This window comes from Corynebacterium sp. HMSC074A01 (assembly GCF_001831515.1).
Lineage (GTDB): Bacteria > Actinomycetota > Actinomycetes > Mycobacteriales > Mycobacteriaceae > Corynebacterium.
Genome location: NZ_KV825630.1, coordinates 49,329 through 73,681, shown reverse-complemented (window position 1 = coordinate 73,681; position 24,353 = coordinate 49,329). Strand labels below are relative to the sequence as shown.

The 24,353-nt window shown below is 65.8% G+C and carries 24 protein-coding genes and 1 tRNA gene; 13 read left to right on the top strand and 12 right to left on the bottom strand.

The features are described from left to right. Positions 1-385 precede the first annotated feature (385 nt). Positions 386-461 (top strand) — tRNA-Glu (locus tag HMPREF2550_RS10050). Between the two features lie 51 nt (positions 462-512). Here HMPREF2550_RS10050 and HMPREF2550_RS10045 read toward each other — a convergent pair. The 3 genes from HMPREF2550_RS10045 to HMPREF2550_RS10035 all read right to left on the bottom strand — a co-directional run bounded on the left by HMPREF2550_RS10045 (position 513) and on the right by HMPREF2550_RS10035 (position 4,062). Continuing rightward, a complete protein-coding gene (locus tag HMPREF2550_RS10045; RefSeq protein ID WP_070790918.1) occupies positions 513-1,313 on the bottom strand; it encodes a hypothetical protein in 801 nt (266 codons plus the stop codon). A gap of 32 nt (positions 1,314-1,345) precedes the next feature. Continuing rightward, positions 1,346-2,116 carry a hypothetical protein gene (locus tag HMPREF2550_RS10040; protein ID WP_070790917.1) on the bottom strand — a complete coding sequence of 257 codons (771 nt, stop codon included), beginning with the start codon at positions 2,114-2,116 and terminating at the stop codon, positions 1,346-1,348. A 77-nt stretch (positions 2,117-2,193) separates the two neighbouring features. Continuing rightward, a complete protein-coding gene (locus HMPREF2550_RS10035; protein WP_168167710.1) occupies positions 2,194-4,062 on the bottom strand; it encodes a purple acid phosphatase family protein in 1,869 nt (622 codons plus the stop codon). A gap of 145 nt (positions 4,063-4,207) precedes the next feature. Between HMPREF2550_RS10035 and HMPREF2550_RS10030 the strand changes: the two genes are divergently transcribed. Then, positions 4,208-5,896 carry an alkaline phosphatase D family protein gene (locus HMPREF2550_RS10030; RefSeq protein WP_070790915.1) on the top strand — a complete coding sequence of 563 codons (1,689 nt, stop codon included), beginning with the start codon at positions 4,208-4,210 and terminating at the stop codon, positions 5,894-5,896. A gap of 6 nt (positions 5,897-5,902) precedes the next feature. Here HMPREF2550_RS10030 and HMPREF2550_RS10025 read toward each other — a convergent pair whose 3' ends face one another. Next, positions 5,903-6,616: an IclR family transcriptional regulator gene (locus tag HMPREF2550_RS10025; protein ID WP_070790914.1), complete on the bottom strand. Its 714-nt coding sequence runs from the start codon at positions 6,614-6,616 to the stop codon at positions 5,903-5,905. Between the two features lie 49 nt (positions 6,617-6,665). Between HMPREF2550_RS10025 and leuC the strand changes: the two genes are divergently transcribed. Both leuC and leuD read left to right on the top strand, forming a co-directional pair. Next, positions 6,666-8,087, top strand: coding sequence for a 3-isopropylmalate dehydratase large subunit (leuC, locus tag HMPREF2550_RS10020; RefSeq protein WP_070790913.1), 1,422 nt, complete (start codon positions 6,666-6,668; stop codon positions 8,085-8,087). A gap of 15 nt (positions 8,088-8,102) precedes the next feature. Continuing rightward, positions 8,103-8,693 carry a 3-isopropylmalate dehydratase small subunit gene (gene leuD / locus HMPREF2550_RS10015; RefSeq protein ID WP_070762624.1) on the top strand — a complete coding sequence of 197 codons (591 nt, stop codon included), beginning with the start codon at positions 8,103-8,105 and terminating at the stop codon, positions 8,691-8,693. A 21-nt stretch (positions 8,694-8,714) separates the two neighbouring features. On the opposite strand, the gene HMPREF2550_RS10010 is transcribed toward leuD, so the two are convergent. The 3 genes from HMPREF2550_RS10010 to HMPREF2550_RS10000 are packed head-to-tail and all read right to left on the bottom strand — an operon-like array spanning position 8,715 to position 10,647. Further along, entirely contained in the window at positions 8,715-9,149 is a 435-nt protein-coding gene (locus tag HMPREF2550_RS10010; RefSeq protein ID WP_070762623.1) for a YbjN domain-containing protein, read from the bottom strand. Positions 9,150-9,152: 3 nt separating this feature from the next. Continuing rightward, entirely contained in the window at positions 9,153-9,596 is a 444-nt protein-coding gene (locus tag HMPREF2550_RS10005; protein WP_070762622.1) for a YbjN domain-containing protein, read from the bottom strand. A gap of 31 nt (positions 9,597-9,627) precedes the next feature. Continuing rightward, entirely contained in the window at positions 9,628-10,647 is a 1,020-nt protein-coding gene (locus HMPREF2550_RS10000; RefSeq protein ID WP_070762621.1) for an NUDIX hydrolase, read from the bottom strand. 183 nt (positions 10,648-10,830) lie between these two features. Here HMPREF2550_RS10000 and HMPREF2550_RS09995 point away from each other — a divergent pair, with 183 nt between their 5' ends. Continuing rightward, positions 10,831-11,826: an NAD(P)H-dependent glycerol-3-phosphate dehydrogenase gene (locus HMPREF2550_RS09995; protein ID WP_070790911.1), complete on the top strand. Its 996-nt coding sequence runs from the start codon at positions 10,831-10,833 to the stop codon at positions 11,824-11,826. A gap of 22 nt (positions 11,827-11,848) precedes the next feature. Beyond that, on the top strand, positions 11,849-12,898 hold the full coding sequence (locus HMPREF2550_RS09990) for a D-alanine--D-alanine ligase family protein (RefSeq protein WP_070762619.1): 1,050 nt from the start codon (positions 11,849-11,851) through the stop codon (positions 12,896-12,898). On the opposite strand, the gene HMPREF2550_RS09985 is transcribed toward HMPREF2550_RS09990, so the two are convergent. Further along, positions 12,895-13,836 (bottom strand): DUF3515 domain-containing protein, encoded by a 942-nt coding sequence (locus HMPREF2550_RS09985; RefSeq protein ID WP_070790910.1) that lies wholly within the window; start codon positions 13,834-13,836, stop codon positions 12,895-12,897. The genes HMPREF2550_RS09990 and HMPREF2550_RS09985 overlap by 4 nt on opposite strands. Positions 13,837-13,870: 34 nt before the next feature. On the opposite strand from HMPREF2550_RS09985, the gene HMPREF2550_RS09980 reads away from it, so the two are divergent. From HMPREF2550_RS09980 to HMPREF2550_RS09950, 7 genes are read left to right on the top strand one after another with little or no spacing between them, the layout of a single operon-like run. Then, positions 13,871-14,836: a thiamine-phosphate kinase gene (locus HMPREF2550_RS09980; RefSeq protein WP_070790909.1), complete on the top strand. Its 966-nt coding sequence runs from the start codon at positions 13,871-13,873 to the stop codon at positions 14,834-14,836. After that, positions 14,833-15,477 carry a uracil-DNA glycosylase gene (locus HMPREF2550_RS09975; RefSeq protein WP_070790908.1) on the top strand — a complete coding sequence of 215 codons (645 nt, stop codon included), beginning with the start codon at positions 14,833-14,835 and terminating at the stop codon, positions 15,475-15,477. Before HMPREF2550_RS09980 ends, HMPREF2550_RS09975 begins: the two co-directional genes overlap by 4 nt. 11 nt (positions 15,478-15,488) lie before the next feature. Further along, entirely contained in the window at positions 15,489-17,054 is a 1,566-nt protein-coding gene (locus HMPREF2550_RS09970; protein ID WP_070790907.1) for a DAK2 domain-containing protein, read from the top strand. 5 nt (positions 17,055-17,059) lie between these two features. After that, on the top strand, positions 17,060-19,162 hold the full coding sequence (locus tag HMPREF2550_RS09965; protein ID WP_070790906.1) for an ATP-dependent DNA helicase RecG: 2,103 nt from the start codon (positions 17,060-17,062) through the stop codon (positions 19,160-19,162). Between the two features lie 28 nt (positions 19,163-19,190). Then, positions 19,191-19,775: a 16S rRNA (guanine(966)-N(2))-methyltransferase RsmD gene (rsmD, locus tag HMPREF2550_RS09960; protein ID WP_070762614.1), complete on the top strand. Its 585-nt coding sequence runs from the start codon at positions 19,191-19,193 to the stop codon at positions 19,773-19,775. Then, positions 19,772-20,248: a pantetheine-phosphate adenylyltransferase gene (coaD, locus tag HMPREF2550_RS09955; RefSeq protein ID WP_070790905.1), complete on the top strand. Its 477-nt coding sequence runs from the start codon at positions 19,772-19,774 to the stop codon at positions 20,246-20,248. The genes rsmD and coaD overlap by 4 nt, the downstream gene beginning before the upstream one ends. After that, positions 20,245-20,985: a TSUP family transporter gene (locus HMPREF2550_RS09950; RefSeq protein ID WP_371441181.1), complete on the top strand. Its 741-nt coding sequence runs from the start codon at positions 20,245-20,247 to the stop codon at positions 20,983-20,985. Before coaD ends, HMPREF2550_RS09950 begins: the two co-directional genes overlap by 4 nt. On the opposite strand, the gene HMPREF2550_RS09945 is transcribed toward HMPREF2550_RS09950, so the two are convergent. From HMPREF2550_RS09945 to HMPREF2550_RS09930, 4 genes are all read right to left on the bottom strand, one after another. Then, a complete protein-coding gene (locus HMPREF2550_RS09945) occupies positions 20,982-21,755 on the bottom strand; it encodes an amino acid ABC transporter ATP-binding protein (RefSeq protein ID WP_070790904.1) in 774 nt (257 codons plus the stop codon). The two genes, HMPREF2550_RS09950 and HMPREF2550_RS09945, sit on opposite strands and share 4 nt — an antisense overlap. Before the next feature lie 3 nt (positions 21,756-21,758). Next, positions 21,759-22,703, bottom strand: a complete 945-nt coding sequence (locus tag HMPREF2550_RS09940) for an amino acid ABC transporter permease (protein WP_070790903.1) — start codon at positions 22,701-22,703, stop codon at positions 21,759-21,761. A gap of 7 nt (positions 22,704-22,710) precedes the next feature. Further along, a complete protein-coding gene (locus tag HMPREF2550_RS09935) occupies positions 22,711-23,625 on the bottom strand; it encodes an ABC transporter substrate-binding protein (RefSeq protein ID WP_070790902.1) in 915 nt (304 codons plus the stop codon). Positions 23,626-23,710: 85 nt separating this feature from the next. Next, entirely contained in the window at positions 23,711-24,196 is a 486-nt protein-coding gene (locus HMPREF2550_RS09930) for a hypothetical protein (RefSeq protein WP_070790901.1), read from the bottom strand. Positions 24,197-24,353 lie beyond the last annotated feature (157 nt).

The following is a 24,353-nucleotide window of genomic DNA, read 5'->3' as shown; positions in this document are numbered from 1 at the left end:
CGCCCTCCCCGCACAAAAGAACGCAAGGGGAGCAGAGCCGAAGACACGCTGGAAGTGAAGCGTCGACAGGAAGGAGACCGGATGACAGCAAGTGATACTGAGCATCACGACGGTGCCTCCGGCGCGGGCGATACGCCATACGCGGCATAGCCATAATCCGACTTCTAAATCGCAAGGGATGCGAGAAGCGGAGCTTCCGGCAGATCGGCTCGCGAAAGGGACTGCACCACCAGCAATAGGCTGGACGCGACGTAAGAAAGGCGCACCTTAAGAGGGTGCGCCTTTTAGTATGTAGAAGACTTTGAAAAATGCGCGCTACGCTGGTGATTTGTAAGTTTAAGGCAACACCCTCTATTGTTTACAAAGTCGCAAGGAACGCGAACGCGCCCCGTTCGTCTAGCGGCCTAGGACGTCGCCCTCTCACGGCGGTAACACGGGTTCAAATCCCGTACGGGGTACCACGTAAAGTGGCCAGCATCAGCAAAGGTGCTGGCCACTTTTGCTTTATCCGGTCACCACCACTTCGCGTCGGCGCTATCAAACGGCAGGTTCCACCGCTTCGCCATCTGTGCGAACACGGCCCGCTCCTGCGCACCCGAAAGATCGACGGTGAGTGCGCCCTGGTCGATCGACTTGCCGTAGGGGACCATGTACAGTGCCCAGCCATTGTTGTGCTCGGGATCGACGCGAGCGGCTTCGGCGCTTTCCACCACGAGGAAGTCCTTTTCCCGGGGCCCTCTGGCGGGTACTTCAGTGTCGTAGCCGAAGGTAAACTTCTGCTCCGGCAGGGGCATCCATTCGCCGTTCGGGTTAAGTAGCAGGCACAACGCGGAATAGTTGTACACGTGCAGATCCTCGTCGCCCTTGCTGTAGGCCCTCCCGTGTTTGATCAGGTCACCGACCAGGACTGGGTAGAGGCGCAACCAACCGTTATTCCATGCCTCCTGGACGCGGTTTCGGCGCCGGATCTCCCGTATCCCGCGGTAGGCCATAAACCCGGCTGCGGCGTAAAACAGCAGGGCCATGCATACGAAAACCATGCTGAACGCTAGAAACCTGGTGTCGAACGCAGATAGCGCCGCGTTGCCGATGAGCACGAGGGCGATAGGGAAGATCACGGTGATCAGGATCAGCTGCGTGCGCCGAATCAGCGTGGGTCGGCCCTCTCGCCGAATGAGCTCGGCGATACCGCTGGTATCTTGAGCTGGGTTTGCCCTCCCCACGGGGACGCTTTGGAGGGCGTCGCGGAGCCGGGTGTAGTCGGCGTCATAAAAGGGGAGCCTGGCGGAGGTGAAGTCTTCCCGGTTGATCATGTGGCCCAGGGTACGTCGATCAATGGCAGGTGTCAGCTCTTTTCCCACCAACGCTCGTCGGTATTCTGCCCCGGCAGTTGCCAGGTGCGCGCGATGTGGGAGAAGATGCGAGCCTCGTCGTCCGCAGCCAGGTTCACTGCGATCGCTCCTTGATCGACGGGCTCGCCGTAGGGAGCCAAGTACAGGACCCAGCCGTTGTTGTGCTGCGGGTCGACGGCAGGAGCCACTCCGGATTCAGCGATGCGCAACCCGCGCGCATCGGGGGTGCGGTTGAGTTTGAGCAGTTGTTCCTTTACCGGTATCCACTCGCCTTTAGGACTCAACACGAGCGTTGGCGCGGTGCATGTGGTGCGCTGGCCTTTGGCAATGTGTTTCGCTGAGGTGTCCGACTTTGGCGTGAGGTCGCCGATGAGCGCCGGAGCCACGCGCAGCCACCCGTTTGCCCACGCCTGCTGGATCCGCTGTCGCCGCCTACGTTCCCGGAACACGTACGAGCCCCAGCTACACACCATCATGAGCAGCGTCACGATGGTGAAGAAGGTGCTGTCCAACACCACCTTGGCAAAAATCAAAAAACCGGCCATGAAGAGAAAGGCATATTTGGACTGCGGCTCGGGCTGGAACAGGCCCTTCTGGATGGGCAGGGCAATCCGTTCGCGCTGGATCAGCTCGGCAACGCCGGTGGGGTCGCGCTGCGGATTGGGCGTCGCCACAGGCGCGTCCTGGATGGCCAGGGTGAGGCGTGTGTAATCCGTGTCGTAGATAGGCAGCCTGGAGGCGATGAGGTCGTCCCGGTTGATCATGCGGCCCAGGGTACGTGCTCGACGCACACGGAGGCCGCCGGTTGTCACACTTTGTCAACCGGCGGCCGGGGGCTTGGCTAGATGTTGAAGTAGTCGCGGATCTGCTGCACCAGCTGCGGGTGCAGGTAGGTCAGCGCGCCCGCGATCACGGCGAGCAGTGCTGCGAGCACACCCAGGACCGTGAAGATGATGCCTGCGGTGCTGCTGCCAGCCTGCTTGGTATCGACGGACGGTTCCTGCGTCTTCGTGGTCAGCTTCTCCGTGGTCTTGGTGATGGTGGTGGGTACCTCGACCGTTGAGGTGTTCGTCAGGGTCTTCTCCACCGTGGTGGGCACGGTCTTTGTCACCTCGACCTCCTTCGTAGTCGGGGAGGTCTGCGTGGACGTCGATGTCACCACAGTGTTCTCTACCGTGGAGACTGTGGAGGTGACGGTCTTCTCAGAAGACACCGTGGTGGTGACGACCTCGGGCTCCGACTTTGCGGTCTCGGTTGCAGTCGCGGTGGTCGTCACGGTTGCGGTGCCCGGCTCCGAAGGCTCCGTGGTCTCCGTGGGCTGTGCAGAGGTGGGCTCCGTAGAAGTAGTTGCAGTCGGCGTTTCCTTCGGTGTCGTGGTCGGTGCCTCCTCCTCCGGTACTTCTGCGTCCTTCTTCTGCAGCGTGACCTGGTCCACCACGTACGGAGTGTTGATGTTGTAGGTGGTCAGCTTCAGTGCCTCGGGGCTGACCTCGACGCTGGTGTAGTCCGGGTTGTAGTCCTGACGCCAGCGGGCAGTGGAGTCGTGCGCAAGGTCGGCTGCGTACTCCTCGCGAATGCGCGGGTGGGGGTTGCCGTCCTTGTCCTGGAAGTCGTAGTACTTGCCGCCGGTGGCGGTGGTGGAGGTGACGTAGAGGACCTGGTTCTCGTCCGGGATCAGCACGTCGCCGGACTTCGCGGCACCCTCGGGAATGACAGGCTCGGCTCCCTCCATGAGGTGGGTGCGGGTGTAGATGTGGTCGTGGCCGCTTAGGACCAGGTCCACGCCGGCTTCGGAAAGCTTCGGGGTGAGCTCTTCGCGCAGGCGCACCACGTCGTCGTCGGTGTAGTGGGTGCCTTGCGAGAACGGCGCGTGGTGGAAGCCGACGATGACCCAATCCGCCTCGGCACCGTGCTCGTCGATGACGTTTTGGACGAACTCGGCGTGCTGCGCGATCTCATCGGACTTGGAGGCGTTGCTGTCCAGGCCGATGAAGAGCACGTTGTTGTAGTTAAAGAAGTAGTTGCCCGAGTCGTTCTCCTCGTTGGGCAGGTAGAACGCGTCGTTGAAGTGGCGCTTGACGGTGTAGGTCTCGTGGTTGCCGCGCAGGACGCCGAGGCGGTAGCTGCGCAGGGGCTCCGGAGCGGTAAACGCCTTGGTCTGTGCGGTGGCAGAACCCCAGCCCTCAATCTGGTCGCCCAGGTGCATGATGAAGGAGGCATCCGGGTGTTCGGAAGTCGCGGTGTTTACGGCTTTATCCCAAGCAGAGGCCTGCTCTTTCACCTTGGCGTCAACGCCGATCTGTGCATCGGCGAAGGCGAGGAAGTTCCAGGTGTCGTCGCCAGAATCGGTGGTGAAGGTGTACTCGTCGGTCCAGCCGGCGCGGTCGCTGCCCACGCGGTAGGCGTACTCGGTGCCCGGCTCAAGGCCAGTCATCAGCGCCTCGTGCGGGCCGCGCTCGGACTCCACCCGCTGCTTGTCGTCGGGCGAAGAGGTCTTCCAGTACTCGAGGTACTGGGCACCTGTGCGGGAGGTCTGCCAGGCGATGTTCGCCTGCGTTTCGTCGGCACCAATGCCGAAAGTCAGGCGGTCGATCTTGTTGGTGGCGGCCTGCGCGGTAGGGACCGCAACCGTGGAAGCGGACAAAGCTGCGGTCAGCATGACGGCGACAGCAGGGCGGAGGACGCGATTCGGACGGCGGGAAGTACGCATAAGGGTCATGGTTTGCTACCTAACCTGAACGTTTTTAACAGCCGGTTACAGGCAAAGTGCCCGAAAGCTGAATACAAGGTGAACTTTTGCCAACATCGGGCTGTTCGCCTTGCAGGTGTCCGTGCGTTGTTTGAAAGTAAACGACATGAGCTCAGAAATCCGTGTGAATCGTCGTGTCGTCCTGCAAGCTGCCGCCGCCTCCGCGGCTGCCGTCGCGGTGGGTGCCGGGGGCGCCTACGCTGCCCGTACTTCCACCGTGACCACCCCGGAAACCCCTACGCAAGCCGAACAGTGGGACCTGCCGTTCCTCCACGGCGTTGCCTCCGGCGATCCGCTGCCGGACCGCGTGATCCTCTGGACGCGAGTGACACCCTCGCGTGACGCGCTGCCCGGCTCGGGTCTGGGTGAGGACGTCGAGCTTGAGTGGCAGCTCGATACCTCGGAGGACTTTACAAACCCGCAGACCGGCGCGGTTGTGGCCATCGCGTCGGCGGACCACACCGTGCACGTGGATCCGACTGGGCTTTCGCCGGACACGGAGTACTTCTACCGCTTCATCGTGAAAAACGGCCCGCACGCGGGTGCGACATCTCCGGTGGGGCGCACGCTGACCGCGCCTGCGGAGGACGCCGAGATTGACCAGCTCAACCTCGCGATCGCCTCGTGCGCGAACTGGGAGTCCGGGTTCTTCTGCGCCTACGGGGATATGGCGCAGCGGGCGCGCAACCGCGAGATCGACCACGTGGTGTTCCTGGGCGATTACATCTACGAGTACCCGACTGGCGAGTACGCGGGTAAGAGCGGCGTGGCGCGCATGCACCACCCGGAGTGGGAGATCACCACGCTCGAGGACTACCGCCAGCGCTACGGGCGCTACCGTACGGATCTGCACCTGCAGGCCGCCCATGGCGCGTGCCCATGGATTGTGGTGTGGGATGACCACGAGATTGCCAACAATAACTGGCGAGATGGTGCGGAGAATCATACGGATGGTCGCGTTGAGGGGGAGTGGGCGCAGCGTCGAGAAGCGGCGATGCAGGCCTACTTTGAGTGGCTACCGGTGCGCGCCGAGTCGCTGTCCGGAGAGCGCCGCCTCTACCGCCGCTTCAACTTCGGTACGCTCGCGCAGCTGACGGTGATGGACCTGCGCACCTACCGCGACGCTGAGACGACCGGCTCCCAATTCAATGACCCGGATCGCACCATGCTGGGCTCCGAGCAGTTCAACTGGCTGGCCGAGCAGCTGAAAAACTCCACGGCGCGGTGGGACGTGCTGGGCAACTCGGTGATGATCTCCCCGATGCGCTTTGCCACAATCGCCGGCAACGATAAGGCGAACGAGGCCATCGGCTACATCCGGGAGCGCTCCACCGGCATCGCGGTGAACTCTGATCAGTGGGACGGCTACGCCGCCGAGCGCGACCGCCTGCTCACCATGTTGGACGAGCAGAACTCCAACGCGCTTTTCCTTACCGGCGACATCCACTCCGAGTGGGCCAACTCAATTTCTGCAACCTACGGCGAGATCGGTTGTGAGATGGTCACCACTTCGATCTCTGCGCCGAACGTGGATGAGATCCTCACCAGCGCTTTTGGCACCTACCACCAGGAGGACAACTCGACCTCGCTGCTGGTGGAGAAGGTTATCCGCGACAACAACCCGTGGGTTAACCACATCGACTTCGACGCGCACGGCTACGGCATCGCCAGCATCCACCACGACTTTGTGGACATGTGCTACTACCGCGTCTCCGATGTGGAGGACCCGGAAGCCACTGTCGCCCTCGGCGAGCAGCGCCAGTGGCGCATCGGCGAGGGCTTCGTTGATGCTTAGCGACGCCTACAGCGCCGCCTCCAAACGACTCCGCGCAGCCAGCAGCGCCTCGCCCCATTTCCCAGCTGGGCTGGGGGAGAGCCTTTCTGCCGGTCCGGAGACGGAAAGCACGGCGATGACGCTGCCGTCGCGGTCGCGAACCGCGGTGGAGACGGAGGCGAGCCCGATTTCGCGCTCGGCGACCGATTCTGCCAGGCCGGTTTCGCGGACTTTGCGGAGTTCGGAGGCGGGGAATGGCGTGGCGTCGATAAGCGAGAAGGCGGCGTACACACGGGCGGCGGAACCCGCGGCGAGGGAGAGCTGCGAGCCCACGGGCACGGTGTAGGTGAGCCCGGCGGCCGGTTCTTCGGCGGCGATGCACGTGCGGGTCTCGCCGGTGAGCTCGTAAAGCTGCACGGCCTCGCCGGTGGTGGCGACGAGGTCGCGCATGATGGGAGAGGCGGCGCTGAGCAGCAGCGGGGACGTGCCCGAGGTGAAGCTGGCGAGCGCGGGCCCGATCGTCCACGCGCCCGATTCGGTGCGCGAGAGGATGTGGTGGACCTCGAGTGCTGTGGCGATGCGATGGGTGGTTGCGCGCGGCAGGCCGGTTTCCTCGCTGAGCTGTGCGAGTGGCTTTTCCCCGCGGGCGACGGCGCGCACGATCGCAACCGAGCGGTCAAGCACTTTGATGCCGGAGTCTTCGCTATACTGTCTCACGTAATGGATAATACCATCTCGCATTCTGGGAAGAATTCACGCTTCCCGGGCGCGAGCACCAAGGAGGAACAGTATGGCACGCACGCCGCAAACCCTGGCAGAAAAGGTCTGGAACGACCATATCGTCAAAGCCGGTGAGAACGGGGAACCCGACCTGATCTACATCGACTTCCAGCTCCTCCACGAGGTGACCTCCCCGCAGGCTTTCGACGGACTGCGCATGGCCGGGCGCACAATGCGCCACCCGGAACTGCACCTGGCCACCGAAGACCACAACGTGCCCACCGAGGGCATTGTCAGCGGCAACCTCCTTGAGATTACCGAGCCGACCTCGCGCACCCAGGTCGAAACCCTGCGCAAGAACTGCGAGGAGTTCGGAGTAACCCTCCACCCGATGGGGGACGTCAAGCAGGGCATCGTGCACACTGTCGGCCCGCAGCTGGGCATCACCCAGCCCGGCATGACGATCGTCTGCGGCGACTCGCACACCTCCACCCACGGCGCCTTCGGCTCGATCGCCATGGGCATTGGCACCTCCGAGGTCGAGCACGTCATGGCAACCCAGACGCTCTCGCTCAAGCCCTTCAAAACCATGGCGGTAGAAGTCACCGGCGAGCTCGCTGAGGGCGTGAGCGCAAAGGACCTCATCCTCGCCATCATCGCCAAGATCGGCACCGGCGGCGGGCAGGGCCACATCATCGAGTACCGCGGCGAGGCCATCGAGAAGCTGTCCATGGAAGCGCGCATGACCATCTGCAACATGTCGATCGAGGCAGGCGCGCGCGCCGGGATGGTCGCCCCGGACGAGAAGACCTTCGAGTACGTCAAGGGCCGCGAGTACGCACCGAAGGGTGCCGACTGGGACGCGGCGGTGGAGTACTGGAAGACCCTGCCGACCGACGAGGGCGCAACCTTTGACACCGTCGTGGAAATCGACGGCTCCAGCCTCACCCCGTTCGTCACCTGGGGCACCAACCCCGGCCAGGGCCTGCCGCTGTCGAGCAACGTGCCCGACCCCGAGGACTTCACCGACGAGAGCTCCAAGCAGGCCGCCGAGAAGGCGCTGGCCTACATGGATCTGACCCCGGGCACGCCGCTGCGCGACATCGCCATCGACACGGTCTTCCTCGGCTCGTGCACCAACGCGCGCATCGAGGACCTGCGTGCCGCCGCCTCGGTCGTGGAGGGTCGCCGCATTGCCGAGAACACCCGCATGCTGGTCGTGCCTTCCTCCACGCTGGTCAAGCAGCAGGCGGAGGAAGAGGGCCTGGACCGCATCTTCACCGAGTTTGGTGCCGAGTGGCGCACCGCCGGCTGCTCCATGTGCCTGGGCATGAATCCGGATCAGCTTGCGCCAGGTGAGCGTTCGGCGTCGACAAGCAACCGCAACTTCGAGGGCCGCCAGGGCCCGGGCGGGCGCACCCACCTCGTCTCGCCACTGGTTGCCGCCGCTACCGCGGTCACCGGCCACCTCGCTAGCCCCGCCGACCTGTAAAAGGAGAAACACACCATGGAAAAGTTCACCACCCACACCGGCGTCGGCGTGCCGCTGACCCGCTCGAACGTTGACACCGACCAGATCATTCCGGCCCGCTACCTCAAGCGCGTCTCGCGCACCGGCTTCGAAGACGGCCTGTTTTCCAACTGGCGCGAAAACCAGCCAGATTTTGTGCTCAACCAAGAGGACTACGCCGACGGCTCCGTGCTTTTCGCTGGGCCGGACTTCGGCACCGGCTCCTCCCGCGAGCACGCCGTCTGGGCGCTGATGGACTACGGCTTCAAGGCCGTGTTCAGCCCGCGTTTCGCCGACATCTTCCGCGGCAACTCCGGCAAGGCCGGCCTGCTCGCGGGCATCATGAGCGAGTCCGACATCGAGCTGATCTGGAAGCAGCTGGAACAGCAGCCCGGCCTCGAGGCGACCGTCTCGCTCGCGGACCGCACCGTCACTGTCGGTGAGAACACCTACACCTTCGAGATCGACGACTACACCCGCTGGCGCCTGATGGAGGGCCTCGACGACATCGGGCTCACGCTTCGCGACGAGGCCGCGATCGCCGAGTTCGAGGCCACCCGCCCCGCGTTTAAGCCCGCGGTGCGATAACGCACTCGTGTGCTGCGCTGGCTACTCCGGGAGCTGGCGCAGCACCTCGGGTGCAAACTCGGAGAGAAACGCCTTCGCGGTGTTGACCACGCCGAGGATGCCGCGGTCGAGGAAATCACGGAACTGCTCGTCGGTGTGCTGCCACTGGCACGGCAGCGCATAGGAGATGCCGAGCGCGGCGAGGTCGCGCTCCGGCTCCTCAATAGCGATCGCGGTGGGGAAGGAGCGGGCGTTATTGAACTGCTCGCAAAACTCGAGCACGTCCCCAAAGCGCTCGGCCTTGACCTCGGCCACGCCGATGGTGGTAAACAGCACGATGGTGTTCGAGTTGTAGGAGATATCCATCGCGATCCCGGCAAAGACCGTCTTGATCGTGTCAGGATCCTCTGCGTCCGTGTACGTCCACTCCTGTGCCTTGAAGTAGTCGCGCACGCGGTCCAGATTGGTCTGCTTCATGGTTTAGGCCTCCCCGTCTGTAGCAGCGGCGCGCAGCTGCGGCAGCTGCTCGTTGAGCGAATCCGTGGCGTAGCGCAGCATGGCGAACGTAAAATCCAGGATCTTGTGCAGCTGGTCGTCGTCGACGCCGCCGACTGGGAAAAACGGGGCGTCGATAAACGCGAGCATGGCACCGTCCTCCCAGTCCACCCGGTGCGCGCGCAGGCGCGGCAGCGAACGGTTGAGGTGGTTGACTGCCCGGCGCAGCGCCTCCTTGTCCTCGTCGCTGTGCGCCTTGCCCAGCCAGCGCGACACGATATTGAACATGTCGCCTTCCAGGCGGAAGAAGCAGACAGCGCTGGGGAACGCGGTCACCGTCAACCCGTCGGTTTCGCTGCGGTAGTGCTTGAGGCCCATCGCATTCAGCGTCGCCTCAACGCGCTCCTGTGTCACGGGAGCCAAAGCCATAAACGTCTCGTTTCCTTTCTTTTTGCGCGGCCTATTGCACGGGCAGCGGCGAGGGCAGGTAGTCCGCGCCCGTGAGCTGGCCTTCCTGGAAGGTCAGCGACCACACGGAGCCCTTCTTCGACTTGATCTCCGTATCGATCGGCAGCGTACCGCTCGCCGCCAACCACGCTATCAGCCCTGGGATGGCCTCGCCCTGGCTGCAAATCACGCTGGTGCCGCCGGCGTCGATCACCTCCTGGAAAGCGCGCTTTGCACCCACCATGTCCTCCAGCCACGCCTTATCGCCGAAGCGGGGCTCGACGGTAATCTCCAAGCCCAGCTCGTCCGCGAGCGGCTCGACCGTGGAGTGGCAGCGGTCCGGGCGCGCGGAGAAGATCCGCTGCGGCGCGAAGGGTGCGAGCAGCGGCACGAGCATCTCCGCCTGTCGGCGGCCCTTCTTGTCCAGTGGGCGCAGGTTGTCGTCGCCCGACCACTTCTGGCGCTCGTGCGCGCGGGCGTGGCGGACGAGGAGGATGCGGGCGTCGGCAGGCCGTGAGAAGCGCTTCTCCGCTTTCTCCAGTACCTCGCGGTCGAGCGCGTAGCTCATCAGCTCCTTCGCTTCCGGGATCGGCAGCCAGCGGATCTCGTCGACCTCATCGTTCGGGGTGAACTCGCCGCCGGTCACCTCGCCGGTCCAGTAGTAGACCACCTTGGTGGTGTTCTTCACCGGGTAGACCGTCTTGCCTAAAAGCTTGCCCAGGCGGATGTGGTAGCCGGTCTCCTCGCGGATCTCGCGTACCGCGGTGGCGATCAGCGATTCGCCCGGGTCTAGCTTGCCCTTGGCCAGCGACCAGTCGTCGTAGTGCGGGCGGTGGATGCAGGCCACCTCGATCGAGGAGGCGTCGTTTCGGTCACCGCGCCACAGCACCGCGCCGGCGGCAAGTGTGGTGCGCGTGAACTCGTCCTGCGGGCGCTTCGGTATCTCCTGGTGACGGCCCGTCAAGAACATCTCCCCGGCGATGTCCTTGTGCTGCTCGTGCAGTTTCCCCTTCAACGATTTCTTCTCAGCCATACCCGCTATCTTTGCTTACCTTGCCGGGCTGCGCCACGCGCGGCACGCCCCCGCGCGGTGTTGATTGTCCCGACACGGGCGGTTTGCGCGCGAAGCGACGGAGTCGGGACGGTGAAACGGGCCCGCGGGTGATAGGTTGAAACAACGTTCGGAGGCAAACGGATCAGGAAGGCATGCACACCGATGGTCAATGTGGCAGTACTCGGCGCGGGCTCTTGGGGAACCACGCTTGCGAAGGTCTTTGCCGACGCCGGCAACGCCGTCGACCTGTGGGCGCGCCGCCCGGAACTCGCGCGCATGATCGCCGAGACGCGGGAGAACCCCGACTACCTGCCCGGCATTACGCTGCCGAAGGCAGTGCGGCCCACCTCTGACGCCACGGAGGCACTCGACGCCGACATCGTGGTGTTCGCCGTGCCGAGCCAGACGATGCGTGAGAACCTCACCAAGTGGGCACCTCACCTGCGCACTGACTCCACGCTGTTGTCCATCTCCAAGGGCATTGAGACCGATACCCACCTGCGTATGACGCAAATCATCGCCGAGGTGACCGGGGCCGAGGAGGACCGCATCGCCGTGCTGTCGGGCCCGAACCTGGCCAAGGAGGTCGCGCTCGAGCAGCCCGCCGCCACCGTGATCGCGTGCAGTGATCTCAACCGTGCGAAGCTCGTGCAGGCCGCCTGCGCGACGAACTACCTGCGCCCCTACACCAATGAGGACGTTATCGGCTGCGAGATCGGCGGTGCAACCAAGAACGTTATCGCGCTCGCCTGCGGCATGGCCTCCGGGCAAGGGCTGGGGGAGAACACGCTGGCCTCGCTGATCACGCGCGGGCTCGCGGAGATCACCCGTCTGGGCACCGAGCTGGGCGCCGATGCGCGCACCTTCTCCGGGCTCGCCGGGCTGGGGGACCTGGTGGCCACCTGTTCCTCGCCGCTGTCGCGTAACCGGACCTTCGGCTCCGCGCTGGGCCAGGGCGCGACGATCGAGGAGGCAAAGGCTGCGACGAAGGGGCAGGTTGCGGAGGGCGTGGTGTCGTCGAGAAGCATTTTCCAGCTCGCGCAGGAGCGCGGCGTCGACATGCCGCTGACCCAGGCTGTATATGCGGTGTGCCACCAGGGTGTGAAGGTGCCGGAGACGATTGCGGCGCTGATGGGGCGGAGCAAGAAGTCCGAGTAGGCCCCTGGTGTAGTCTCGTCATGTGATTCGTATAGCCGTTATTTACGGTGGGCAGTCCACCGAGCACTCGATTTCCTGCATCTCGGCCGGCGCGGTCATGGCGCACCTTGCGCCCGAGCGCTACGAGATCTACCCGGTTGGCATCACGCGCGACGGGGCCTGGGTCGAAGGTAGCCGCGACCCCGTGGCGGGCGCGACCCTGCCGGAGGTGGCAGGCGAGCGCGAGGTGGCGCTGTCGCTGAACCCGGATCGGCGCGGGCAGTTTACCGACGTCGCGACGGGCGAGGTCCGCGCCACTGTCGACGTCGTCTTCCCCGTCCTGCACGGCAAGTTCGGCGAGGATGGCACCATCCAGGGCCTGCTTGAGATGGCCGGGCTGCCGTACGTGGGCCCGGGCGTGTTGGCCTCGGCCTGCGGGATGGATAAGGAGTACACCAAGACGCTGGTGCGTGCCGCTGGCGTCGCGGTTGCGGGCGAGGCGGTCCTGGGCAGGGGAGAGTCGTTGGATGAAGCGCAGCGGGATCAGCTCGGGCTGCCCGTGTTCGTGAAGCCCGCATCGGGTGGCTCCTCGATCGGTGTCTCCAAGGTGGAGAGCTGGGAAGCACTCGATTCCGCGCTCGCGCTGGCCTTCGAGTCGGACGCGAAGGTGCTCGTAGAGTCCGAGCTGGTTGGCGACGAGGTCGAGGTCGGCGTGATCGAGCACCCAGACGGCCGGATCGAGGCGAGCGTGCCCGCCCGCCTCAACGGCACCGAGGATTCCGCCGAGGGCTTCTACGGGTTCGAGACCAAGTACTTAGAAGACGGGGTGACCGCGACGATCCCCGCGCCCTACGAGGACGCGGTGATCGCGCAGCTCAAGGAGCTCGCGCTGCGGTGCTTCAAGGCGCTGAACTGCAAGTCGCTGGCGCGCATCGACTTCTTCGTCACCACAGAAGGCCCGGTACTCAACGAGATCAACACGATGCCCGGGTTCACCCCGATCTCCATGTACCCGCAGGTGTGGCAAGCCAGTGGGCTTGACTACCCGGCGATGCTCGACCTGCTCGTCACCACCGCACTCGAGCGCGCCTAGCGCTCCGGCAGCGTCTCCGCGATCAGCGTGGACAGGTTGGTCACGGCCTCGTTGCCCTCGGACTGCGGCAGGGAAGCGGCCACGTCAGTCACGCGCCCGAGCGCGTACCAGGTCGAGGAGGTCGTGCCGTTGGCAAGCGTGGTGTCCTCGAACCAGGGGATGTCGTTGACCTGAGACAGCTGCGCGCCGGCAGCGTAGTTCTCCGGCTCAGCCACCCCGCAGCGCACCACGACCGGCTCCTTGCCCTCGGCGATCCAGGCGAGACTATCCTCGCCCTCCGGTTGCACGCGGCGGTAGCCTTCGGCGATTTCCTCCGGCGCGGCGTCGACAAGCGCGGCGCAGGCCTCCGCGTCGCCTGCGGCGGGCTTGAGCTGCGACAGCGGCGTGGGCGCCGGAGGCTGCTCGTCGGCCGACAGCATGGAGACATCCAGGCCTTCGAGGGGAGTGTCGGCCCGGCCCAGGGCCGCATCGTCGGCGGTGACGGCAACGACCGGGGAGCGGTCGACGCTGAACCATGTGGACAGGGTCGAGCCCGGAGTCGCATCGTCGACGCGCAGCCAGCGCGCCCCCGCCGCGTCGAAGACCAGCGGCTCCGAGTACGCGGTGTACTGCGCCGGCATGTGGACCCCGCAGCGCAGCGTGATGCGCTCGGTGGAAGAGGACTGCCAGGCCGCCGCGCCCTCGGGCGCGGGTTCGGCGAGTTCGGCGCGGCGGTGGCCGCCGAGTTTTTCCGGCAGGGCGTCGACAAGCGCGGCGCACTCGGGCGAATCCGCGGCAGGCGAGTCGAGCTCCGACATCGCCACCGGCTGCTGCGCCGCCTTCGTGACGAAGTAGCGCGCGCCGCCAAGCACCGCCACGACGAACACCAGCGCGAGCCCAAGGCTGAGCAACACAATGCTTCGGTTAATCTGTGAGTCGTTCGCCGCGGAATCAGTCATGGCGTCACAGTCTATCGAAAGGTGCGTGCCCCTCGTGATCACTACCGGGTTTCCCACCGTCGGGCCCTCGCTTGCCGACGTCGGCGAGCAGGCCGTCATCGACGCCATCGTCGCCGCCTCGCCCTCGCCCATCAACGGCGATGACGCCGCGGTACTCACCCCCTCGACCCCGAACTCGCGCGTGGTCGCCGCCACCGACATGCTCGTCGAGGGCCGCCACTTCCGCGCAGACGTGACCACGCCGGAAAGCGTCGGCCGCAAGGCCGTGATCCAGAATTTCGCCGACATCGAAGCCATGGGCGCCCGCCCGATTGCCGCGCTACTGGGCATCGCCGCGCCGCCGACCACCCCGCTTTCCGTTGTCGAGGGACTCGCGCGCGGAGTGGGCGCAGCGACCGCGGCGTACTCCACCGAGCTCGTCGGCGGGGACGTCACGCAGTCGCAGCAGCTGGTCATCTCCGTGGCAGCCATCGGCTCGCTCGGCGGGAACCGGGAGCCGCTGACCATGGCTGCGGCCCGCCCCGGCCAGCGCGTGATCGCCCACGGCAACATCGGGTATTCCGCCGCGGGCTTCGCGCTTCTCGACGCCGGCGTGGACATCCCCGAAGCCCTCGAACCCCTCGCCCACGCCCACCAAGTACCGCAGCTGACCCCGGGCCGCGGCGTGGTCGCGCGCGCGGCCGGCGCGACCGCGATGACGGACAACTCCGACGGACTCATCCACGATTTAACCCGGCTGGCGAAGCGCTCAGGGGTGGGCATCGACCTGGCCAAGCTCGCTATCGCGCCCGACCATCTGCTTAAGCAGGCCGGTAAACTGCTCGGGGTGGACCCGTGGCAGTGGGTGCTCGCCGGGGGAGAGGACCACACGCTGCTGGGCACCTGCGACGGCTCGGCCCCGGTGGGCTTCCGCTCCATCGGCACCGTGACCCGCACCCCGGGCGTGCGCATCGATGGGGAGGCACCAACTTACACCTACGGATGGGAGAGTTTCGGATGAATCTGCCGGTACACGAAACCTGGCGCGAGCCTTTGCGCGGCGTGGAGGAGCAGATCCACGCCATGGGCGACTTCCTGCGCGCAGAGCAGGCTTACTTGCCGCGCGGCAACGACATCCTGCGCGCTTTCGCGGACCCATTCGACGAGGTCCGCGTCCTCATCCTCGGCCAGGACCCGTACCCCACGCCTGGCCACCCCATGGGACTGGCGTTTTCCACCCAGCCCGGGGTGAAACCGCCGCGCAGTTTGGTCAACATTTATAAGGAGCTCAACGACGACCTCGGCATTCCCCCGCGCGCAGATGGCGATCTGTCCTCCTGGTCGCGCCAGGGCATTTTGTTGCTCAACCGCGTACTGACCGTGCGGCCGGGCAAACCCGCCTCGCACCGCGGCAAGGGCTGGGAGCAGGTCACCGAGGCCGCGATCACCGCGCTTGCCCAGCGCGGCACACCGCTCGTCGCGATCCTGTGGGGCCGCGACGCCCAGAGCGCCGCACGCTTCCTCGGCGACACGCCGCGAATCGAATCGCCGCACCCCTCGCCGCTGTCCGCCAGCCGCGGATTCTTCGGTTCGCGCCCGTTTTCCCGCGCGAACCAGGCCTTGGTTGACCAAGGTGGGCAGCCGGTGGACTGGGACCTGTAAGATATCCGCTCATGGTGACTCCTCCCGGCTTCGACGGTGCCCGCCTGCGCTCCTGGGCGCAGCGCGCAGCAACCGAACTTGATCGTCGCCGAGTGGAGATCAACGAGCTTAATGTGTTCCCCGTCCCCGACGCGGACACCGGCTCGAACATGGCGCACACCATGGCCGCTGCCGTTGCCGCCACCGAGGCGCTGGACTCGCATGCGAGCGCTTCGCAGGTCGCTGAAGCGCTCGCCCAGGGCGCGGTGCGCGGGGCGCGCGGCAATTCCGGTGTGGTGCTCTCCCAGGTCATCCGCGGGATTGCGCAGTCGATGGCGGAGGAGACCGCGGGCGGGGTAGTCGTCGCCGACGCGCTGGCCGCCGCGGTGCGCTTCGCCGACCGCGCTATCGCGGAGCCGGTGGAGGGCACCGTGATTACGGTGCTGCGCGCTGCCGCTGTTGCCGCCGCTGAGGCGGTGGCCGATGAGCCAGGTGGCGCGCCGTCGATAAACGCGGTGGCGCATGTGGCCACCGAGGCCGCGCGCACCGCGCTCGCGAACACCCCCTCCCAGCTGGAGGTGCTGCGCGAGGCCGGGGTCGTCGATGCCGGTGGCACCGGGTTGGTTATTTTGCTCGAGGCGCTTGTCGACGAAACCGCGCACACCCACACCCCAACCCCGGTTCCCCCGGGCACCGAGGCAGAACCTGCGCACACCCAGCACGGCGAGCCGGGGAACTTGGAGGTCATGTTCTACTTCCGCGGCGACCTGGGTGCGCTCGAGGCCACGCTGGGCGAACTCGGCGACAGCCTGGTCACCGCGCGCGCGAACGAGACCGAGGGCACCGTGCACATCCACTCCACCCGCGCTGGTGCCGTGATCGAAGCCGCCTACGCCGCGGGCCAGGTCAGCGACCTGCGCCTGGAGGTGCTGCCCGCCGAGCCGGTGACGCACGCGCCCGGGCGCACGATCATCGCCGTGACCCCGCCCGGCTCGCTGACCGAGCTGTACACGCAGGCGGGCGCGATCACCGTCGAACCCGGCGAGGACGTGGTTGCCGAGGTACTCGCCGCGGTGCGTCGCTCCGGCGCACAAGAGATCATCCTGCTGCCCAACGGGCTGCTGGACAGTCGCAACCTGGTCGCCGTGGAGAAGGCGGCGCGCGCCTTCGAGCAGTCCATCACCCTGCTGCCGACGGTGCGCTTAGTCTCCGGCATCGCGGCGCTGACCGTCCACGACGCGGCGCAGCCGCTGGCCACGGCCGCGTTCACCATGTCGGAAGCCGCAGGAGAGATGCGCACCGCCGTGGCGCACCACGCGGAGAAGGCCGGGCTAATCCAGGGCGGGGCCGTAGGCAAGGGAGACATCATTGTGAGCGCGCACGGCGAGACCGTGCTGATTGCCGACACCGCCGCCGAGGCGCTGACCGGGGCGTGCACGCGGCTACTCGAGCACGGCGGCGAGCAAGTCACTGTGCTCTACGACCCGCTCGCCGTCGACCCGACGACGCTCGACCGCCTGGAGGAGAAACTCGGCGTGGAAGTGGTGGTCTACCCGGCCGATGGCCTCGGTGCGGTCGCGGAGATCGGGGTAGAGTAGCGGCCATGCTTGGGTTTGAAGATACGCGCCCGCTCAACCTGGTCATTCCGCTCAAACAGGCGCGTGCGCTGTCCAAGCACCTCGACATCGAGACCTGCGGCCAGCTGCTCCAGCACTACCCGCGCCGCTACCTCCAGTACGGCAAGGGCACCGATTTGCGCCAGATGGAGGAGGGCACCACCGCCACCATCATCGGCTGGGTGGAAAGCGCCACCCACATTTCAAATACAAAGAACCCGCGCCGTCCGATCTACCGCATCGAGGTCGACGACGGCTACCAGCGCGTCGCCGCCACCTTCTTCGGTTCCACGTACGCACAGCGCGTGCTCAAACCCGGCCGCCGCGTGATGCTCAACGGCAAGCTCAGTTTTTACCGCAACTCCCCGCAGTTGCAGCACCCGGACTTCGTGTTTCTCGACGGCCCCACCCAAGCCACTGGCTCCCTGAAGCAACTCATGCACTTCGGCGAGCTCGAGGAGATCCTCGCCGGGCGCGAATGGCTCCCGCTCTATCCCGCGAAGAAGGGCGTGAGCACCTGGACGATCATGGGCGCGGTCCACAAGGTGCTGCGCGAGTTGCCGCCAATCGAGGAGCCGCTCGGCTTTACCCCCATCGGCATGCTGCCGCTGAACTCCGCGGTGCGCCAGATCCACGAGCCCGGGCCGGACGGTCCCGCGCGCGCCCTGCACCGCTTGAAGTACGACGAGGCGCTCTCCGTCGCGCTCGCGATGGGGGTGCGGCGCGCGGACGTCGCTCACCGGCGCGCACACGCGCTGCCGCGAGTGCCGGGACGCGACCAGGAAACGCTGCTGGAACGTTTGCCTTTCGACTTGACCGCTGGCCAATCACAGGTGTTCAACGAGATCTCTGCCGACATGTCCGCGGTCAAGCCCATGAGCCGCCTGCTCCAGGGCGAAGTCGGCTCCGGCAAAACCGTCATCGCGGCCCTTGCAATGCTGCAAGCCGTGGACAACGGGGCACAGGCCGCGCTCCTGGCCCCCACAGAGGTACTCGCGCTCCAGCACGCCCGCTCGTTGACCGAGCTGATGATGCGTGCCGGCCTGCCCACGCGCGTTGTGGCGCTGACCGGATCGATGCCGGCTGCCCAAAAGCAGGAGACGCTCCTACACATTGTCTCGGGCGAGGCCGACATCGTGGTGGGCACCCACGCGCTGATCCAGGATTCGGTGGAGTTCTTCCGGCTGGGTGCGGTGGTCGTCGATGAGCAGCATCGCTTCGGGGTGGAGCAGCGCGACCAGCTGCGCGCGAAAGCGGGGGAGACCACCCCGCACCTGTTGGTCATGACGGCGACTCCGATCCCGCGCACCATCGCAATCACCGTCTTCGGCGATTTGAGCGTGTCCACGCTCAAGGAGCTGCCGGGCGGGCGCAAACCGATCCGCTCATCGGTGGTGCCGCAGTTCAAACCCGCGTGGGTGGCGCGCGCCTGGGAGAAGATGCGCGAGGAGATCGCCCAGGGCCGTCAGGCCTACGTGGTGTGCCCGCGCATCGAGGGCGAGGGCGGCGTGGACGAGATCGCCGCCCATTTGGCTGCCGAGGAATTCCCGGACAGCGAAGTCGCCATCCTCCACGGCCGCATGAAGGGCGAGGAAAAAGACGCGGTGATGGCCGACTTCGCCGCGGGCGCGATCGACGTGCTGGTCTCCACCACGGTCATCGAGGTCGGCGTCGACGTGCCGAACGCCACCGTGATGATGGTCCGCGAAGCAGAACACTTTGGCATCTCCCAGCTGCACCAGTTACGCGGGCGCATCGGCCGCGGCGGGTATGAATCCTGGTGCCTCTTCCACACCCTTGCCGAGCAGGGCTCGCCGTCGTTTACGCGCGTGCAGCAGGTCGCTGCGACCACGGACGGCTTTGCGCTCGCCGAGCTCGACCTGCTCAACCGCCGCGAGGGCGACGTGCTCGGCACCGACCAGTCCGGCCTGCACCGCACCCTGCGCCTGATCAACCTGATTGACGATCTCGAGCTCGTCGAGCGCGCCTACCGCGACGCCGGCAGCATCGTCGCCGACAACATCGAGTTCGCCCGCCACGCCACCGCCAATTTCGTCGCCGAGGACTTCGAGTACCTGGATAAGAGCTAGCCTGGCCGCGCACGTTAGAGTGTGTGGCATGAACCGCATCATTTCCGGCGAAGCCCGCGGCCGAAAAATCAAGGTCCCGCCCGAGGGCACCCGCCCGACCTCCGACCGCGCCCGCGAGGGGCTGTTCTCCTCCCTCCAGGTCCGCTTCGGCTTTGCGGGGGCGAACGTACTCGACCTCTTCGCCGGCTCCGGCGCGCTCGGGTTGGAGGCGGCCTCGCGCGGCGCGCAGCAGGTGGTGCTCGTGGAGAACGACCCGCGCGCGGTCGCCGTCATCGAGGACAACGCGAAGGTCGTCGGCCACCCGGACGTGCACATCGAGCCGGTGAAAGCCTCCACCTATGTCGCCCGCGCGCCCCGGAACCACTTCCACATGGTGCTCGCCGACCCGCCCTACGAGCTCGCGGATGAGGCCGTTGCCGAGATGGTGGCCGCGCTTGAGCCATTGCTTATCGACGGCGCCGTAGTCGTCGTCGAGCGCCACCGCGAAAGCCCCGAGACCGCCTGGCCCGCCGCCTTTACCCCAACCGGCCAGAAGCTGAAGAAGCGCACCTACGGGATCGCGCGCATGGACATGGCCGTGTATTCCGCTCCGACAGAAAGTGAAAACGCATGACGATCGCAGTCTGCCCCGGCTCCTTCGACCCGATCACCAACGGCCACCTCGATATCGTGCGCCGGGCCTCCCACAGCTTCGACGAGGTCGTCGTGCTGGTTACCGGAAACCCGGCGAAGACCTCGGGGCTGTTTAGCATCGACGAGCGCATGGCGCTTATCCGCGAGGTCACCGCGGACATCCCCGGCGTGCGCGTCGATTCTTGGGCGGGCCTTCTGGTGGACTACACCAACGAGCACCACGTCACGGCCCTGGTCAAGGGCCTGCGCTCCTCCCTGGACTACGACTACGAGCTGCCGATGGCGCAGATGAACCGGCGCCTGTCCGGCATTGACACCTACTTCCTCATGACCGACGAGAAGTACGGCTACGTCTCATCCTCGCTGTGCAAGGAGGTGGCGAAGTACGGCGGCGACGTCACCGGGCTGGTGCCGCCTGCCGTGCGCGCGGCGATGGAGGAGAAGTTTCGTTGATCTGGCTCGCGATCGGCGTTGCCGTCGTTGTTGCCGCCGGCGCTATCTCGCAGCGCGTCTCCGGCATGGGGCTCGGCCTGATCTCTGCGCCCGCGCTTTCGATCATGCTCGGGCCCGTCGTGGGCATCATTCTGATCAACGTGTTGGCCACCTTTAACGCGGTGGTCAACACGTGGTCGATGCGCGCCGACATCGACTGGAAGAAGTGGGCCCCGATCGCCGGCGGCCTTGCCTTCGGGGCGGTGCCGGGGGCCTTCGTCATCCGCGCGGTCTCGCCCTCGGTGCTGCTGGTCGTGGTGGGCGTGATGCTCATCCTGGCGCTCAGCGTCGTTACCCTGGGCAAGCGCTACGTGCCCCAGGTCGAGGGCGTTCTTCCCGCGGCACTCTCCGGAGCCGTCGGCGGGTTCATGAACACGCTCGCCGGGGTGGCAGGGCCCGCCATCACCGTCTACTCGCAGGCCGCGCGCTGGCCGCAGCACACCTACGCCGCGACCCTGCAGCCGATCTTCCTCTGTTCCGGGGCGATCTCCTTTCTGATCAAGGAGGTCACCGGTGCGGCGAACCTCGCCTCGATCCCGCTCGCGTTCTGGGTGGCGGCAGCCATCGGGCTGGCCGTCGGCCAGGTCGTGGGCACGAAGCTCGCCCCGCACGTCCCCGCGGCGAAGGCGCACAAGGTCGCCCTCGGGCTCGCTTTCTTCGGCGGATTTACCGCGCTGGTGCGCGGGCTTGTCGCTTAGAAGAGGGTAGACAGGAACGCCTTCGTGCGCTCCTCCTTGGGGTTGTCCAGCACCTCGGCGGGGGTGCCGTACTCGACGATCTGCCCGTTGGCCATAAACGCCACGTGATCGGCCACCTCGTGGGCAAATGCCATCTCGTGGGTGACCACCATCATGGTCATGCCGCCGGCCGCCAGGTCCTTCATCACGCGTAGCACCTCGCCGACGAGTTCGGGGTCGAGGGCGGAGGTGGGCTCGTCGAAAAGCATGAGCTTCGGGTCCATCGCCACCGCGCGCGCGATGGCGACGCGCTGCTGCTGGCCACCCGAGAGCTGGATCGGGAAGGCCTCCGCTTTCGAAGCCAGGCCGACCATCTCGAGCAGTTCCATCGCGCGGGCCTTCGCCTTCGTGGGGTTCTCGCCCTTGACGTGGATCGGTGCCTCGATGATGTTCTCCAGCACCGTGCGGTGGCCGAAGAGGTTGAAGTTCTGGAAGACCATGCCGATGTCGCGGCGCTGCTTCGCGGCGTCCTTCTCGCTCATCTCGTAGAGCACGCCGCCGCGCTCGCGGTACCCGATCAGGTCCCCGTCGACGTAGAGGCGGCCCGCGTTGACCTTCTCCAGGTGGTTCACGCAGCGCAAAAACGTGGACTTGCCGGACCCAGAGGGCCCGATCAGGCAGGTCACGTTACCCGGCATGACCTCGAGGTTAATACCCTTGAGCACATCGAGCTGCCCGAAAGACTTCCACACATCCACCGCTTGAATCATCGGCGTAGTTTGTACCGTCATGGCTTAGCGACCTTTCTTCTCAGGAGCGTTGATGACTTCCACATTCGACGGGATCGTGCCTTCCGCGTCCGCGAGGCTTGCTAGCTGACGAGCCGTGAGCTGACGTGTCGCGCCGCGCTCGAAGTGGCTCTCCAGGTAGTGCTGGCCCACCATGAGCAGGGAAGTGATGACCAGGTACCAGGTCGCCGCGACCAGCAGCATCGGCACCGGCTCGAACAGCGCCGCCGCGATATCCATCGAGCGGCCGTAGAGCTCGAGCGAGTAGGGGACCGCGACCACGAGCGAGGAGGTCTTCAGCAGCGAGATGAACTCGTTGCCCGTCGGCGGAATGATGATGCGCATCGCCTGCGGCAGCACCGTGCGCGACATGGTTTGGCGCCAGCTCATGCCGAGCGCCTTCGACGCCTCGACCTGGCCCTCCGGCACCGAGGACACGCCCGAGCGGACGATCTCGGCCATGTATGCCGCCTCGTTCAGGCCCAGGCCAACGACCGCGAGTGCGAACGCCGAGGAGGTAAAGGGCTCCAGTGAGATCTGCGCGAACCCGAGGTTAATCGAGTCGTAGATCGCGCCGATCAGGCCCCAGAACATGAGCTGCACGTAGATCGGGGTGCCACGGAAGATCCACAAAAACACCCACGACACCGCGTTGAACACAGGGTTCGGGCTCATGCGCATCACCGCGAGCAGCACGCCGCCGACCACGCCGATGAGCATGCCCAACAACGTAATCGCCAGCGTATGCAGGGCCGCCACCGCGATGCGAGTATCGAAGAGGTACTGGAAGTAGGTGTCCCACCCGTAAGCCTCGTTGCGTGCCGCGCCGATGATGAACCACGCGACGAGCAGCAGCAGGATCACGGCGAGGACCCAGCGGCCCGGGTGGCGCAGCGGCTTCGCCTCGATGCGTTCCGGCTGGGTGCGCCGGTTGTCTACCTTGTTACTCATTGTGTCTCTACCCCAGCTTTTCAATTGGTTGTTCGTTGAGCAGCGCTTCGTCTAAAAGCCCCGTATCGACGTTCCACTGCGCGAGGATGCGCTCGTAGTCGCCCGTGTCAATCAAGTGCTGCATGGCCTGCGCCATGGCGGGCCCGAGCGGCGAGTCCTTCGGTACGGCGAAGCCGTAGGGCGCGGCGTCGAACATGTCGCCGACGAGCTCGAGCTCGCCGTCGGAGCGCTCCACCGCCCACGCGGTCACCGGTGAGTCGGCGCTGTACGCATCTGCCCGGCCGACAAGCGCGGCGAGGGCGGCGTTGTCAGCGGTGTCGAAGGACAAGATCGTAATCGGCTCTTCGCCCGCCTCTTCACAGGCCTGCGCCTTGGGGCGCACGTCATCGGTCTCGGAGACCGTGGTGCGCTGCACGGAGACGGTCAGCCCGCAGGGGTTCGATGGATCCACGCCAGCTCCGGGCTGTTGCGCCCACTGGATACCGGCGTAGAGGAAGTTGACGAAATCGAAGGACTCGCGGCGTTCCGGGTTGTCGGTAAACCCGGACATGCCGGCATCCAGGCTGCCTGCCTGTACCGCGGGCAGGATCATGGCGAAGTCCATGTCCTGCGGGTCGTACTCGAGGCCCATCACGCCAGCGACGGCGCGGCCGAGGTCCATTTCCAGGCCGATCAGCGCGCCGGTGGAGTCTTTGAACTCGAAGGGGGCGAAGGGCGGGTTCGCGCCGATGGAGAGCTTGCCGTCGGCGGCGACGTCCTCCGGGACGAGCGCCGCGATTTCCGGCACCGCGTCGGGGACGATCGGTTCCCAGCCGTCGGGGTTGCCGCCTTCGGTGTTGGTCACGCAGCCGCTGAGCAGAGTCGCTGCGGCGAGGCAGGTGGCGAACACGCCTGCGCTGCGCGTAGGAGATGTAGCGTGCATGGGACTTCCAAAACGTTGAAATATACTAACCACTGTATATTAATCGTTTTCCCGCCTGGTGGGAAGTCGCCACACACCGGCGGTTTTACTGCTGCGCCATCCGGATGCCGCGCATAATCAACTCAATGGTCTGGCCGATGACGAGCATACCGATCAGCGTGGGGATCAGCGCGGAAGCCGCCTGGCTCGAGCCAGCGGAGCTCTGCGCGAAATCGCCGGTGAAGAAACCAGAAGACATCATGGCGGAGCCCTGTGCTTCCTGCTTCCACAGCTCCACCGGGTTCGCGGTGTCCGGCACGGAGGAGTTCTTCGCCCAGGCCTGGACGAACTCCTTGCCGTCGCCCTCCTCCATGTCCTTGGTCCAATCGAGGAACATGTCGGAGCTGGACACCTTTTTCACCGGGTTCTTCTCCGGATCGAGGTGCATGGGGTCGTTCTCGGCGTCGTAATCCAGCGACCCAAGGGCATCGCTTTCCGACGCCCCCTCATCCGCACCCGCAAAAGGCGCAGATGGGACAACGGACAGTACAAGGGTCGCGGCAACGATGCCGGCAAGGGTGGTCTGACGCATGCGGACATCCTAACCGGAAGGCTGGACCAATGTCTCACCGATAGGAGCCCAACCATGATTAGACGTTCGTTTTGGGTCGTTGGTTCCGTTTCGGGCCAATAATGGGCGTATTCTCACATTCCCTTGTTTCGGCAGGTAAGCGTGGTTTATCGTCGGG